Genomic DNA, 12,221 nt, shown 5'->3' with positions numbered 1-12,221 from the left:
TGTGGGAGCGAGCTTGCTCCGGGCGGCGATCCGACGAAGACGCCGGCACAGCCCACATCACCATTGGCTGACCTGCCGCAATCGCGAGCAAGCTCCCACAGGTATTTTTTCAGGGCAGAAAAACGCCGCTTGGCCTTTCGAGGGCAAGCGGCGTTTTGTTGAAGCGCGAAGATTACTCTTCGATGTTGCCCATGGCGGTGGTGTTGAAGCCGCCGTCCACGTACATGATTTCACCGCTGATGCCCGACGCCAGGTCGGAGCACAGGAAGGCGCCGGCGTTGCCGACTTCTTCGATGGTGACGTTGCGACGCAGCGGGGTTTGCGCTTCGTTGGCGGCCAGCATCTTGCGGAAGTTCTTGATGCCGGAGGCGGCGAGGGTACGGATCGGGCCGGCCGATACGCAGTTCACGCGGGTGCCGTCCGGGCCCAGGGAGCCGGCCAGGTAGCGAACGCCGGCTTCCAGGGAAGCCTTGGCCATGCCCATGACGTTGTAGTTCGGCATGGTGCGCTCGGCGCCCAGGTACGACAGGGTCAGCAGGCTGCCGTTGCGGCCTTTCATCATTTCGCGACCGGCCTTGGCCAGGGCCACGAAGCTATAGGCGCTGATGTCGTGGGCGATGCGGAAACCTTCACGGGTGGTGGCTTCGGTGAAGTCGCCGTCCAACTGGTCGCCCGGGGCGAAGCCCACGGAGTGGACGATGCAGTCCAGGCCATCCCACTTCTTGCTCAGTTCTTCGAAGACCTTGGCGATTTCTTCATCGCTGGCCACGTCGCACGGGAAGCACAGCTCAGGGCTCGAACCCCAGCCTTGCGCGAACTCTTCGACACGACCCTTGAGTTTGTCGTTCTGATAAGTGAAGGCAAGCTCAGCGCCCTCGCGATGCATGGCGGCAGCGATGCCGGATGCGATGGACAGCTTGCTGGCGACACCGACGATCAGTACGCGCTTACCGGCGAGAAAACCCATGTGTTGCTCCTCTTTCAGGTTATTCGGCAGTTGTTGGGGCCAGGAAGGCGGCCTCCAGCAACTGCTGTGTATAGGGGTGTTGCGGCGCGGCGAATATGCTGCGGGCATCACCTTGTTCGACCACTTGGCCATGCTTGACCACCATCAATTGGTGGCTCAGCGCTTTGACGACAGCCAAATCATGGCTGATAAACAGGTACGTCAGGTTGTACTTGGTTTGCAGCGACCGCAACAGCTCCACCACTTGGCGTTGCACGGTACGGTCCAGGGCCGACGTCGGTTCATCCAGCAGAATCAACGCCGGCTTGAGCACCAGGGCTCGGGCAATGGCGATACGCTGCCGTTGCCCTCCGGAAAATTCATGGGGGTAGCGGTTCCGGGTTTCCGGGTCCAGGCCTACCTCCTTCAATGCCGCGATTATGGCTTGTTCCTGTTCGGCCGGGGTGCCGATCTTGTGGATCCGCAATCCTTCGCCGACGATCTGGCTCACACACATCCGTGGGCTCAGGCTGCCGAACGGGTCCTGAAACACCACTTGCATCTCCCGGCGCAGCGGCCGGACCTGCTGTTGCGTCAGGCTGTCCAGATCCTTGCCTTCGAAGCGGATCCCACCCTGGCTGCCGATCAAGCGCAGAATCGCCAGGCCCAAGGTGGACTTGCCGGAACCGCTTTCGCCAACGATGCCCAGGGTCTGGCCCTGGGGCAGGTTGAAGCGGATGCCATCCACGGCCTTGATGTAATCGACCGTGCGCTTGAACAGGCCTTTCTTGATCGCAAACCAGACTTTCAAGTCCTCGACCTGCAACAGTGGCGGGCCGACGATGTTGCTTGCCGGGTTGCCGCTGGGCTCGGCGGCCAGCAATTCCCGAGTGTACGGATGTTGCGGCGCGCGGAACAACTCTGCGCACGATGCCTGTTCGACGATGCAACCGCGCTGCATGACACATACGCGATGGGCAATTCTTCGCACCAGGTTCAAATCATGGCTGATCAGCAGCAGCGACATGCCCAGCCGCGCCTGCAAATCCTTGAGCAGATCGAGGATTTTCAGCTGCACGGTGACGTCCAGTGCCGTGGTCGGCTCGTCGGCGATCAACAGTTCCGGCTCGTTGGCCAGGGCCATGGCAATCATCACCCGTTGCCGCTGGCCACCGGACAGCTCATGGGGCAGGGCCTTGAGGCGCTTGTGAGGTTCGGGAATCCCGACCAGTTCCAACAGTTCCAGCGTCCGCCGGGTGGCGACTTTGCCGGTCAGGCCCTTGTGGATACCGAGCACTTCGTTGATCTGTTTTTCAATGGAGTGCAGCGGATTCAGGGAGGTCATCGGTTCCTGGAAAATCATCGCGATCCGGTTGCCGCGGATGTGGCGGATGGTTTTTTCCTTCAGGCCCAGCATGTTCTGGCCGGCGTACTGGATGGTCCCGGTGGGGTGATGGGCCAGCGGATAGGGCAGCAGGCGCAGGATCGAGTGGGCCGTCACGGACTTGCCGGAGCCGCTTTCGCCCACCAGGGCCAGGGTTTCGCCGCGCTTGATGTCGAAACTGACGCCTTCGACCACCCGCTGGCGCCGTTCGCCAACGATGAACTCCACCGCCAGGTCGCGTACTTCGATCAGATTGTCCTGGTTCATATCACTTCCTCGGATCGAAGGCATCGCGAGCGGACTCGCCGATGAACACCAGCAGGCTCAGCATGACCGCCAGCACGGCGAACGCGCTGATGCCCAGCCACGGCGCCTGGAGGTTGGACTTGCCCTGGGCCACCAGCTCGCCCAGGGAAGGCGAGCCCGCCGGCAGGCCGAAGCCGAGGAAATCCAGGGCGGTGAGGGTGCCGATGGCGCCGGTGAGGATGAACGGCATGAACGTCATGGTCGAGACCATGGCGTTGGGCAGGATATGACGGAACATGATCGCGCCGTTCTGCATCCCCAGCGCCCGGGCGGCGCGCACGTATTCCAGGTTGCGCCCGCGCAGGAACTCGGCGCGGACCACGTCCACCAGGCTCATCCAGGAAAACAGCAGCATGATGCCCAGCAGCCACCAGAAATTGGGCTGGACGAAACTGGCGAGGATGATCAGCAGGTACAGCACGGGCAAGCCGGACCAGATTTCCAGGAAGCGTTGGCCGGCCAGGTCCACCCAGCCGCCATAAAAACCCTGCAGGGCCCCGGCGATTACGCCGATGATCGAGCTGAGCACCGTCAACGTCAGGGCAAACAGCACCGAGATACGAAAGCCATAGATGACCCGTGCCAGCACATCGCGGCCCTGGTCGTCGGTGCCGAGCCAGTTCACCGAGGACGGCGGCGCCGGGGCCGGGACTTTCAAGTCGTAGTTGATGCTCTGGTAGCTGAACGGAATCGGTGCCCACACCACCCAGGCATCCTTGGCCGCCAGCAACTCACGGATGTACGGGCTCTTGTAGTTGGCCTCCAGCGGGAACTCGCCGCCGAAGGTGGTCTCGGGGTAGCGCTTGAGGGCGGGGAAGTACCAGCCGCCGTCGTAATGCACCACCAGCGGCTTGTCGTTGGCGATCAGCTCGGCGCCCAGGCTCAGCCCGAACAGGATAAGGAACAGCCACAACGACCACCAGCCACGCTTGTTGGCCTTGAACAGCTCAAAACGGCGGCGATTGAGAGGGGACAGGTTCATCTCAATGCTCCCGGCTTTCGAAATCGATGCGCGGATCGACAAAGGTATAGGTCAGGTCGCCGATAAGCTTCACCACCAGCCCCAGCAGGGTGAAGATGAACAGAGTGCCAAACACCACCGGGTAGTCGCGGTTGATGGCCGCTTCGAAACTCATCAGGCCGAGGCCGTCGAGGGAGAAGATCACCTCCACCAGCAGCGAGCCGGTGAAGAAAATCCCGATGAACGCCGAGGGGAACCCGGCGATCACCAGCAGCATGGCGTTGCGAAACACATGGCCGTACAGCACGCGGTTGCGAGTCAAGCCCTTGGCCTTGGCGGTGACTACGTACTGTTTGTTGATTTCATCGAGGAAGCTGTTCTTGGTCAGCAAGGTCATGGTGGCGAAGTTGCCAATCACCAGGGCTGTCACTGGCAGCGCCAGGTGCCAGAAATAATCGAGGATCTTGCCGCCCAGGCTCAGCTGGTCGAAATTGTTGGAGGTCAGTCCCCGTAGGGGAAACCAGTCGAAATAACTGCCGCCGGCAAACACCACGATCAGCAGGATGGCGAACAGGAACGACGGGATCGCGTAGCCGACGATGATCGCCGAGCTGGTCCACACGTCGAAATGGCTACCGTGCCGCGTGGCCTTGGCGATCCCCAGCGGGATCGACACCAGGTACATGATCAGCGTGCTCCACAACCCGAGGGAGATGGACACCGGCATCTTTTCCTTGATCAGGTCGATGACTTTGGCGTCGCGGAAGAAACTGTCGCCGAAATCCAGGTGGGCGTAATTCTTGATCATGATCCACAGGCGTTCGGGGGCCGACTTGTCGAAGCCGTACATGCGCTCGATTTCCTTGACCAGAGCCGGATCCAGGCCTTGGGCGCCGCGGTAGGAGGAACCGGCCACCGACACTTCGGCCCCGCCGCCGGCTATGCGGCTGGTGGCGCCCTCGAAACCCTCGAGCTTGGCGATCATCTGTTCCACCGGCCCACCGGGCGCGGCCTGGATGATGACGAAGTTGATCAACAGAATGCCGAACAGGGTCGGGATGATCAGCAGCAGTCGCCGAAAAATGTAAGCCAGCATTTCGTTACTCCACGCTCGCAGGGGCGGCGATTTGCTGCTCGATGACCTGCTTCTCTACTTCATCGGCCGGCTTGACCTCCGGCTTGACCCACCAGGTGGTCGTGCCGATGTCATAGGTCGGCGTGATTTTCGGATGACCAATGTGGTTCCAGTAGGCGACGCGCCACGTCTTGATGTGCCAGTTGGGAATCACGTAGTAGCCCCACTGCAGCACCCGGTCCAGTGCCCGGGCATGGGCGACCAGGCTCTTGCGCGAGTCGGCATTGATCAGTTGTTCCACCAATTGGTCCACGGCTGGGTCCTTCAGGCCCATGGTGTTGCGGCTACCAGGCTTGTCGGCCGCAGCGGACATCCAGAATTCGCGCTGTTCGTTCCCCGGCGAACTGGACTGCGGGAAGCTGCCCACCATCAGGTCGAAGTCCCGGGAGCGCACACGGTTGACGAATTGGGAGACATCAACCCGGCGGATCACCAGTTCGATGCCCAGGTCGCTGAGGTTGCGCTTGAAGGGCAGCAGCACGCGTTCGAATTCGGTCTGGGCCAGCAGGAACTCGAGCACCACCGGTTTGCCCTGGGCATCGACCATCTTGTCGTCGACGATGCGCCAGCCGGCCTCTTGCAACAGTTGATAGGCCTTGCGCTGCTGGTCGCGGATCATGCCGCTGCCGTCGCACATCGAAGGCTGGAAGGCTTCGCTGAAGACCTGGTCCGGGATCTTGCCGCGCAGGGGCTCGAGGATCTTCAGTTCGTCTTCGCCGGGCAGGCCGGTGGCGGCCATTTCAGAGTTTTCGAAATAACTGCGGGTGCGGGCATAGGCGCCATTGAACAATTGCTTGTTGGTCCATTCGAAGTCCAGCAGCAGGCTCAGGGCCTTGCGCACCCGTACATCCTGGAAGATCGGCCTGCGCAGGTTGTAGACAAAACCCTGCATGCCGGTGGGGTTGCCGTTGGGGATCTGTTCCTTGATCAGCCGACCTTCGGTAACGGCCGGGATGTTGTAGGCGTTGGCCCAGTTCTTCGCGGTCATTTCCAGCCAGAAATCGAACTGGCCGGCTTTCAGCGCCTCGACCGCCACGGTGTTGTCGCGGTAGTAGTCGGTGACCAGGACGTCGAAGTTGTAGAAGCCGCGGTTGACCGGCAAGTCCTTGCCCCAGTAATCCTTGACCCGCTCGTAGCGGATCGAGCGTCCGGCCTTCACTTCGGCGACCTTGTACGGGCCGCTGCCCAGGGGGATTTCCAGGTTGCCCTTGCTGAAGTCGCGGCTGGCCCACCAATGCTTGGGCAATACCGGCAGTTGGCCGAGGATCAACGGCAATTCACGGTTATTGGTGTGCTTGAACTTGAACAGCACCTTGAGCGGGTCTTCGGCGATGACTTCGGCGACGTCGTTGTAATAACCGCGGAACATCGGCGCGCCGTCCTTGGTCAGCGTCTGGAAGCTGAACACCACATCTTCGGCGCGCACCGGGTGGCCGTCGTTGAAGCGGGCCTCAGGGCGCAGGTAAAAACGCACCCAGGCGTTATCCGGGGCTTTTTCGATTTTTTCGGCGACCAGGCCATATTCCGTGAAGGGTTCGTCCAGGCCCTGCTTGGCCAGGGTGTCGTAGATTAGGCCGATGTCATCGGCCGGTACACCTTTGCTGATGAACGGATTGAGGCTGTCGAAGCCGCCGAACCCGCCCTGGCGGAACACGCCACCCTTTGGCGCGTCCGGATTGACGTAGTCGAAATGCTGGAAGTTGGCTGGGTACTTGGGCGGTTCGTTGTACAGGGTCACGGCATGCTGCGGCGCGGCACAGGCAAGCCCGGCGAATAGCAGGCTGCTGGCCTGCAGGAGCAGGGCGCGTAAAGGCTTCATTGATCTTTCTCCGAAGATTTCAGCCACCATGCGCTCAAGCCCAGGGTGTAGGGCGGCGTAGTGACGAAGGCGAACCGGTTGCGGTACGCCAGGCGATGATAATTGATATACCAGTTGGGGATGCAGTAATGCTGCCAGAGCAGCACACGGTCCAGGGCCTTGCCCGCCGCGACTTGTTCATCGCGGGTCTGGGCGGCGAGGAGCTTTTCCAGCAGGTGGTCGACGACGGGGTTGGCGATGCCCGCATAGTTCTTGCTGCCCTTGATCCCAACCTGGCTGGAGTGGAAATACTGCCACTGCTCGAGGCCCGGGCTGAGCGTCTGGTTCAGGGTCAGCAGGATCATGTCGAAATCGAACTGGTCCAGGCGCTGCTTGTACTGGGCCCGATCCACCGTGCGCAGCCGGGCCTGGATGCCGATGCTGGCGAGGTTCTCGACGTAGGGTTGCAGGATGCGCTCCAGGTTCGGGTTCACCAGCAGGATCTCGAAGCGCAGGGGCTGACCGTCGGCATTCAGCAGGCGCTGGCCGTCGAGGGTCCATCCGGCCTCCTTCAGCAGGCCGAGGGCCTTGCGCAGTGTGTCCCGGGGGATGCCGCGCCCGTCCGTCTGGGGCAGGCTGAACGGCTCAGTCAGCAAGCGCAGCGGCAGCTGTTCGCGATACGGCTTGAGCAGCAGCCATTCGTGGCCCACGGGCAGGCCGGTAGCGGAGAACTCGCTGTTGGGGTAGTAACTGAGGGTACGTTTGTAGGCGTCACTGAACAGGGTGCGGTTGGTCCACTCGAAATCGAACATCAGCCCCAGCGCTTCGCGCACCTTCACCTCGGCGAATGTGCTGCGCCGGGTGTTCATGAACAGGCCTTGGGTCTGGGTCGGAATCTGATGGGGAATCTGTGCCTTGATCACTTCGCCACGGTCCACCGCCGGGAAGTTGTAGCCGTTGGCCCAGTTCTTGGCCTGGTGCTCGATGTAGATGTCGAATTCGCCAGCCTTGAAGGCTTCGAAGGCGACATCGCTGTCGCGGTAGAACTCCACGTCCATCCGATCGAAATTGTACTTGCCGCGATTGACCGGCAGATCCTTGCCCCAGTAGTCCTTGACGCGCTCGAACACCAACTGGCGACCTGGCTGCACCTTGGTGATGCGGTAAGGGCCACTGCCCAGGGGCGGTTCGAAGGTGGTGGCCTTGAAATCGCGGTCTTTCCAGTAATGCTGCGGCAGCACCGGCAGTTCACCCAGGCGCAGGATCAACAGCGGGTTGCCCGAGCGCTTGAAGACAAAACGGATTTTCAGCGGATTGAGGACGTCGACCCGCAGCACTTCCTGGAGATTGGTCCGGTATTGCGGATGGCCGTCCTTGAGCAGTGTCCGGTAGGAGAACGCCACGTCATAGGCGGTGATCGGCACACCGTCGTGAAAGCGCGCTTCGGGTCGCAGGTTGAAGACCACCCAGCTGCGGTCCTCGCTGTATTCCACGGATTGGGCGATCAGGCCGTAGCTTGAGGTCGGCTCGTCACCGGACGGCGCGTACTGGCCAGTGCCGACCATCAGCGGTTCGTTCAGCTCATTGATGCCGTACTGCAGGAAGTTCGGCGTGGAAACCGGGCTACTGCCCTTGAATGTGTATGGATTGAGGGTGTCGAAAGTGCCAAACGCCATGATCCGCAAGGTGCCGCCCTTGGGCGCTTGCGGGTTGACCCAGTCAAAATGGGTGAACTTGGCCGGGTACTTGAGCGTGCCGAACTGCGCATAGCCATGGCTTTCGCTGATGGTGGCGCCGGCGGGGGAGCTCAAGGCCAGGCTGATCAGGAGCAGGAGGAGGGGACGTATCAAGTCTGGGATCCGATCCAGGCGGCTTGGGCTGTTATGGGCTGTACAGTAACAGCTTGTATCGGCAGGAAAAAGGCGGGGTTGTAGGAGCTGTCGAGCACCGCGAGGCTGCGATCTTTCTCCAGACACTTGAATTTCAAGCGAAAGATCAAAAGATCGCAGGCTTCGCCGGCTCCTACAGCAACCTAGCGCTTGCGATCAATGGGGGGAATAGACCGTCAGCATCTGCCCGGGCTTGAGTGCCTTGCCCATGCTGGGATTCCAGCGCTTGAGGTGCTGCATTTCGACATTGAAGCGCTTGGCGACGACATACAGCGAGTCACCTTGCTTGACCTTGTACTGGGTCTGCTTCTTCTGATTCCTGTCATTGGCGGCTACCACGGTATTGATGCGCTTGCCCGTCGTGGCCTTGGTCGGCTTGGCGTCCTGCATCACCAGGGTCTGTCCGACCTTGAGCTTGTTGCCGCTGAGCTTGTTCCAGCGTTGCAGGTCCTTGGTCTCGACGTTGTTGGCCTTGGCGATCTGGGCCAGATTGTCGCCGCGCTTGACGCGGTAGGTGCGCCTGGCGCCTTCCACTTCGCTGTCATCAGCGGTCTCGAAGACCGGCTTGAGCGAGCGTGGACTGATCAATTCTTCCGGGCGCATGGTCGACAGGCTGGCGGTCAGCAGTTGCGCCTTGGAGGTCGGGACGAGCAGGTGCTGCGGGCCGTCGATGGTGGTGCGTTGCTTGAAGGCAGGGTTGAGCTGGAACAGCTCGTCTTCGTCGATATTGGCGACTGCCGCGACCTTGGACAGGTCCATGCGCTGATTGATCTCGACGACTTTGAAGTACGGTTCGTTGGCGATCGGGTTGAGGTTCACGCCATACGCGTCGGGGGCCATCACGACCTGGGACAGCGCCAGCAGCTTGGGCACGTAGGCCTGGGTTTCGCTGGGCAGTGGCAGGTTCCAGTAGTCGGTGGGCAGGCCAAGCTTCTCATTGCGTTCGATGGCGCGGCTGACCGTGCCTTCGCCTGCGTTGTAGGCCGCCAGCGCCAGTAACCAGTCGCCGTTGAACATGTCATGCAGGCGCGTCAGGTAGTCCATGGCGGCCGTGGTGGACGCGGTGATATCGCGGCGTCCGTCATAGAAGCGGGTCTGGCGCAGGTTGAAATAACGGCCGGTGGACGGGATGAATTGCCACAGGCCTACGGCGTTGGCTCGTGAATAGGCCATGGGGTTGTAGGCACTTTCGATTACCGGCAGGAGCGCCAGCTCCAGCGGCATGTTGCGTTCTTCGAGGCGCTCTACGATGTAATGGATGTACAGGCTACCGCGCTCACCGGCGTTTTCCAGGAAGGACGGGTTGCTGGCGAACCACAGGCGCTGCTGTTCGATGCGCGGGTTGACGCCTGCGGTTTCCTGGAGCTGGAAGCCCTGGCGCATGCGTTCCCAGACGTCCTGGGGCACTTGCGGGCTGGGTTTTTCGTTGAGCCACACGGGCTTCTGCTTGGCTCGCGCGGCGATATTCGGCGTATGCGCGGCATCGTTCTGCGGCACCTGGCCGCTGCTCTGACAGCCCGCCAGCGTGGCGGACACAGCCACCGCGATGGCTTGAGCCAAGCGGGTCAATGTGTCTGACTGGACGGACCTACGGATAGATGACGACATTGGCTGGAAGTAAGTTCCGGGCAAAAATGTCGGCCGATTCTAGAAAGCGCACCCCAGCAGGTCAACCATTCAGAATTTTTGTATCAATCGATAGCAGCCTTAGAACTTATCTTTCCAGGCCCTCAAGGCAGCAAAAACCTCACTCGGCGTCTGGTTTCGCTGGCCGTTCCGTTCGTCTGCTTTTTGTTTAACGGATGTTTCAGCTGTGCGCAAAAATGGATTGGTGAGTTTTTCCAGGGCCAGGGTCGATGGCAGGGTCATGACCCCCTGGTTGCGTTGCTCGACGACTTTTTCCAGGCGGGTGGCAACGTCAGGGTTATCCGGCTCGACCGCGGCGGCAAACTTCAGGTTGCTCAAGGTATATTCATGGGTGCAATAGACGAGGGTGTCTTCAGGCAGCGCGGCGAGTCGGCTCAGGGAATGGTGCATCTGCTCGGGCGTGCCCTCGAACAGGCGGCCGCAACCGGCGGCGAACAGCGTGTCGCCGCAGAACAGCAGGCCGCGATGGTAATAGGCGATATGCCCCAATGTATGTCCGGGCACGGCATGGACATCGAAATCCAGGCCGAGGACATTGATTCTGGCGTTGTCGCCCAGGGCGATGTCACGCGCCGGGATGGTTTCGCTGGCGGGGCCGTAGACCGTGGCGTTCGTTGCGCTTTTCAGCGATTCGACACCGCCGACATGGTCATGATGGTGGTGGGTGACCAGGATGTCGCTCAGGGTCCATCCGGGGTGGGCATCGAGCCAGGCCCGTACGGGCGCGGCATCGCCGGGATCGACCACGGCGCAGCGTTGGGTCGAGTGGTCCTGTAACAACCAGATGTAGTTATCGCTAAACGCGGGCAGGGCACTGATCTGTATCATCGTGGAATTCGCCAAGCTTGAAACAAAGGCGCATCTTAGAACTTCCTGGCGCGTTGGAGAATGCAATGACCGATGAAGCGTTCGCTCAGGCTGATCCTGACTGGCTGGCATTGATCAGCTCCGCCCGTGAATGGCTGTCCGGCCCTGTCGGGCAATTTTTGCTGGAAGAAGAGCGGCGCATGCTCGAAGACGAGCTGGGCCGGTTCTTTGGTGGCTACCTGGTGCATTACGGCCCTTCGGCGCAGACGCCGCCGTCGGCACCGCAGGTCCAGCGCAATGTGCGCCTGGGCGCGCCGTTGCCCGGCGTGGAAATCGTCTGTGAGGAGCAGGCCTGGCCGCTGAGCGAGCATGCCGCCGACGTGGTGGTCATGCAGCATGGCCTGGATTTCTGCCTGTCGCCCCATGGCTTGCTGCGAGAAGCCGCCAGCAGCGTGCGCCCCGGCGGGCATCTGTTGATCCTCGGCATCAACCCCTGGAGCAGTTGGGGGCTGCGTCACGTGTTCGCCAGCGACGCGTTGCGCCAGGCCCGTTGCATCTCGGCTTCGCGGGTCGGTGACTGGCTCAACCTGCTGGGCTTCGCGCTGGAGAAACGCCGCTTCGGGTGCTATCGTCCGCCGCTTGCGTCACCCAAGTGGCAGGCCCGCCTGGCCGGCTGGGAGCGCAGGGCCGGTGGCTGGCAGTTGTCCGGCGGCGGTTTTTATCTATTGGTGGCGCGCAAGATCGCAGTCGGGTTGCGCCCGGTGCGTCAGGCGCGACGCGAGCCGATGGGCAAGCTGATTCCCTTGCCGATGGCCAAGGTCAATCGTCGCCACATCGAGCCGTGACCCTTTTTCGCGGATTCTGGCCTGCATCCGGTTTAGAGTGTTGAACGCTCCCCGGCCGGCAGGTCTTTGTATTTTTTCTGGATAGATTGGCATGAGCGATAGCGTAGAACTCTTCACCGATGGCGCCTGCAAGGGCAACCCCGGTCCGGGCGGCTGGGGGGCCTTGCTGGTGTGCAAAGGCGTTGAAAAGGAGCTCTGGGGCGGCGAAGCCAACACCACCAACAACCGCATGGAACTGATGGGCGCCATCCGGGGCCTCGAAGAGCTCAAGCGTCCCTGCGATGTGCTGCTGGTCACCGACTCGCAATACGTGATGAAAGGCATCAACGAGTGGATGGCCAACTGGAAGAAACGTGGCTGGAAGACGGCGGCGAAGGAACCGGTAAAAAACGCCGACCTGTGGAAACTGCTGGACGAGCAGGTCAACCGCCACAACGTCACCTGGAAATGGGTGCGCGGGCACATCGGTCACCACGGCAACGAGCGGGCTGACCAGTTGGCCA

Annotated in this window: 10 protein-coding genes; 2 read left to right on the top strand and 8 right to left on the bottom strand. The window is 61.4% G+C overall.

The window, feature by feature from the left end; translation table 11 throughout:
• Window positions 1-172: 172 nt before the first annotated feature.
• The 8 genes from fabI to gloB all read right to left on the bottom strand — a co-directional run bounded on the left by fabI (window position 173) and on the right by gloB (window position 10,894).
• Window positions 173-967, bottom strand: coding sequence for an enoyl-ACP reductase FabI (gene fabI / locus OC610_RS11815; protein WP_003202751.1), 795 nt, complete (start codon window positions 965-967; stop codon window positions 173-175).
• 19 nt (window positions 968-986) lie between these two features.
• Window positions 987-2,597 (bottom strand): ABC transporter ATP-binding protein, encoded by a 1,611-nt coding sequence (locus tag OC610_RS11810; RefSeq protein WP_264427923.1) that lies wholly within the window; start codon window positions 2,595-2,597, stop codon window positions 987-989.
• 1 nt (window position 2,598) lies between these two features.
• Complete coding sequence (locus tag OC610_RS11805) at window positions 2,599-3,618, bottom strand: ABC transporter permease (RefSeq protein ID WP_181290472.1); 1,020 nt, start codon at window positions 3,616-3,618, stop codon at window positions 2,599-2,601.
• 1 nt (window position 3,619) lies between these two features.
• Window positions 3,620-4,693: a microcin C ABC transporter permease YejB gene (locus OC610_RS11800; RefSeq protein ID WP_264427922.1), complete on the bottom strand. Its 1,074-nt coding sequence runs from the start codon at window positions 4,691-4,693 to the stop codon at window positions 3,620-3,622.
• Between the two features lie 4 nt (window positions 4,694-4,697).
• Complete coding sequence (locus OC610_RS11795) at window positions 4,698-6,551, bottom strand: extracellular solute-binding protein (RefSeq protein ID WP_264427921.1); 1,854 nt, start codon at window positions 6,549-6,551, stop codon at window positions 4,698-4,700.
• Window positions 6,548-8,380, bottom strand: a complete 1,833-nt coding sequence (locus OC610_RS11790; RefSeq protein ID WP_269807967.1) for an extracellular solute-binding protein — start codon at window positions 8,378-8,380, stop codon at window positions 6,548-6,550. The genes OC610_RS11795 and OC610_RS11790 overlap by 4 nt, the downstream gene beginning before the upstream one ends.
• 195 nt (window positions 8,381-8,575) lie before the next feature.
• The gene (locus OC610_RS11785) at window positions 8,576-10,027 is read right to left on the bottom strand and encodes a transglycosylase SLT domain-containing protein (protein ID WP_264427920.1); all 1,452 of its coding nucleotides are present in this window, start codon (window positions 10,025-10,027) and stop codon (window positions 8,576-8,578) included.
• A gap of 99 nt (window positions 10,028-10,126) precedes the next feature.
• The gene (gene gloB, locus OC610_RS11780; protein ID WP_264427919.1) at window positions 10,127-10,894 is read right to left on the bottom strand and encodes a hydroxyacylglutathione hydrolase; all 768 of its coding nucleotides are present in this window, start codon (window positions 10,892-10,894) and stop codon (window positions 10,127-10,129) included.
• A gap of 65 nt (window positions 10,895-10,959) precedes the next feature.
• Between gloB and OC610_RS11775 the strand changes: the two genes are divergently transcribed.
• Entirely contained in the window at window positions 10,960-11,718 is a 759-nt protein-coding gene (locus OC610_RS11775) for a class I SAM-dependent methyltransferase (protein ID WP_030142630.1), read from the top strand.
• A 91-nt stretch (window positions 11,719-11,809) separates the two neighbouring features.
• Window positions 11,810-12,221: ribonuclease HI (gene rnhA, locus OC610_RS11770; protein ID WP_264427918.1), on the top strand; the 412-nt coding region annotated here is incomplete at its 3' end.

Origin of the sequence: Pseudomonas agronomica (genome assembly GCF_025917275.1) — a bacterium.
Taxonomy (GTDB): domain Bacteria; phylum Pseudomonadota; class Gammaproteobacteria; order Pseudomonadales; family Pseudomonadaceae; genus Aquipseudomonas; species Aquipseudomonas agronomica.
Note: the sequence above shows the minus strand (reverse complement) of the source record. Positions and strands in the feature narration are given on the sequence as shown.

Excerpts from the sequence above, each read along its gene's own strand:
- fabI (WP_003202751.1), bottom strand. The coding sequence starts at position 967 with ATGGGTTTTCTCGCCGGTAAGCGCGTACTGATCGTCGGTGTCGCCAGC.
- OC610_RS11810 (WP_264427923.1), bottom strand. The coding sequence starts at position 2,597 with ATGAACCAGGACAATCTGATCGAAGTACGCGACCTGGCGGTGGAGTTC.
- OC610_RS11805 (WP_181290472.1), bottom strand. The coding sequence starts at position 3,618 with ATGAACCTGTCCCCTCTCAATCGCCGCCGTTTTGAGCTGTTCAAGGCC.
- OC610_RS11800 (WP_264427922.1), bottom strand. The coding sequence starts at position 4,693 with ATGCTGGCTTACATTTTTCGGCGACTGCTGCTGATCATCCCGACCCTG.
- OC610_RS11795 (WP_264427921.1), bottom strand. The coding sequence starts at position 6,551 with ATGAAGCCTTTACGCGCCCTGCTCCTGCAGGCCAGCAGCCTGCTATTC.
- OC610_RS11785 (WP_264427920.1), bottom strand. The coding sequence starts at position 10,027 with ATGTCGTCATCTATCCGTAGGTCCGTCCAGTCAGACACATTGACCCGC.
- gloB (WP_264427919.1), bottom strand. The coding sequence starts at position 10,894 with ATGATACAGATCAGTGCCCTGCCCGCGTTTAGCGATAACTACATCTGG.
- OC610_RS11775 (WP_030142630.1), top strand. The coding sequence starts at position 10,960 with ATGACCGATGAAGCGTTCGCTCAGGCTGATCCTGACTGGCTGGCATTG.